The following is a 1,750-nucleotide window of genomic DNA, read 5'->3' as shown; positions in this document are numbered from 1 at the left end:
TTTGATTTCACCGTTATAACCATCTGGTGCAATAGCTTCTATCGCGATGGCTACGGGCAGTTCATTTTTATAGGCAAGATATGCCGGTAAGTCTGCTTTAGTGCCTAAAAGCTCCGGAGAGTTAACCAAAATGCATTGCTCACTGAGTACATTGTCGTGTAATTCAGTTGGAATAATTTGGTTCAGCGTTAAGGTTAATTGTTTTTGCTGTTGCAATAATATGGTGTCACTGGTTAGCGCATTGACTAATGCAACTAGGCCTGTGCAACATAAGGCAAACAGGCCCAGTAACAGACCATTTTTAATCATCGGGTTAGTTGTTAAAATAGACATTATTAATTTCCTACTCGATGACCATAACTGCGTGGGCGCACATAATAATCAATAAATGGTGCGCACATATTGGCTAATAACACCGCGAATGCGACAGCATCAGGATAGCCACCAAATGTTCGTATTAAGTATATGAGTAAGCCGATCATGGCACCAAAAATAAGTCGACCTCTAGGGCTTGTTGCAGCGGTAACGGGATCTGTGGCTATGAAAAATGCCGCCAGCATGGTTCCTCCCGAAAATAAATGCATTAACGGACTAACGAAGGTGTCTGGGCTGATCAAAAAACCAATACTGGCACAGACAAATAATGTCAGCACAATTGCGCCGCTAATGTGCCAGCGTATCACCTTAAGCTTTAGCATCACCAGGCCACCCATAAGATAGGCCATATTGACCCAAAACCAACCTTCGCCAACACTACCAGAGAAGATGGTTTTAGTCATACTTTCTGTTGTGGTAAGCCCCATAGAAAGGTCTGTTTTTAATGTGTCTAGCGGCGTTGCCATGGTAGTGCCATCAATCGCCAAATGGAAAAAATCTGCTGCATAACCTGCATTTAATTGAAAAATACTGTTGAAGGTATGCAACATATCAGCGTAATTGACCGTTAAGGTTTGAGGGGCAACCCAAGAGGTCATTTGTACCGGAAATGAAATCAGTAACAGGACGTAAGCGGCCATAGCCGGATTAAAGACATTATTACCCAACCCCGTAAAGTTGTTTAACAATAACGATAGCAAATAATGTTCCTATGACAATTAACCACCAAGGCGCTAATGGCGGGATTGCAACCGCAAGTAAGCTTGCGGTAACCAATGCGCTGTTATCCGTTAAGGTGGCGGTAATATTTCTATTGCGTAGTTTCATTACCGCCGCTTCCGCTAAATAAGCCACCGTAATTGCGAGTAATAATTGAACTAACGTGCCATAACCAAAATAATAGCTTTGTACTGCAATACCTGGAATAAGGCATAGCGCCACACGCTTCATTACCGTATTGGTGTGTAACGTTGTGCTGACATGTGGAGATGAGGCAATTTTAAATGCCATAGTTATAGTTCCTCTTGCTTAGCACTGTTAGCGAGTTTCTTGGCTTTCGCTTTAGCAACCGCGGCAGCAATTCTAGCCTTTTTGTCATCAACTGGGATTGCTGCAATTGTTGTATCAATTTCGATTGCTGGGTTCACTTCGTTTACCGTATCGCGAGTCTGAACGCCGTCTACGTCATTTGTCGCGCTAGAATCACTAGCTAATGCCGCTTTCTTGGCTTTCGCTTTAGCAACAGCGGCAGCAATTCTAGCCTTTTTGTCATCGACAGGTGTTACTGCAATTGTTGTATCAATTTCGATTGCTCGGTTCACTTTGTTTATGGTATCGCTAGGCTGATCCCCGTCTACGACATTTTTCTCGGTAG

Annotated in this window: 3 pseudogenes; all 3 read right to left on the bottom strand. The window is 43.2% G+C overall.

Going from position 1 to position 1,750, the window contains the following annotated elements:
- Positions 1 to 333: pseudogene (locus CXF78_RS16430) on the bottom strand (electron transport complex subunit RsxG); the annotation flags it as partial.
- Between the two features lie 2 nt (positions 334 to 335).
- Positions 336 to 1,386 (bottom strand): annotated as a pseudogene (rsxD, locus tag CXF78_RS16425) (electron transport complex subunit RsxD).
- A 2-nt stretch (positions 1,387 to 1,388) separates the two neighbouring features.
- Positions 1,389 to 1,750: pseudogene (locus CXF78_RS16420) on the bottom strand (electron transport complex subunit RsxC); the annotation flags it as partial.

The sequence above is a fragment of the Shewanella sp. 11B5 genome, assembly GCF_002836795.1.
Classification (GTDB): Bacteria; Pseudomonadota; Gammaproteobacteria; order Enterobacterales; family Shewanellaceae; genus Shewanella; species Shewanella frigidimarina.
This window is presented reverse-complemented; position numbering and strand designations above follow the sequence as displayed.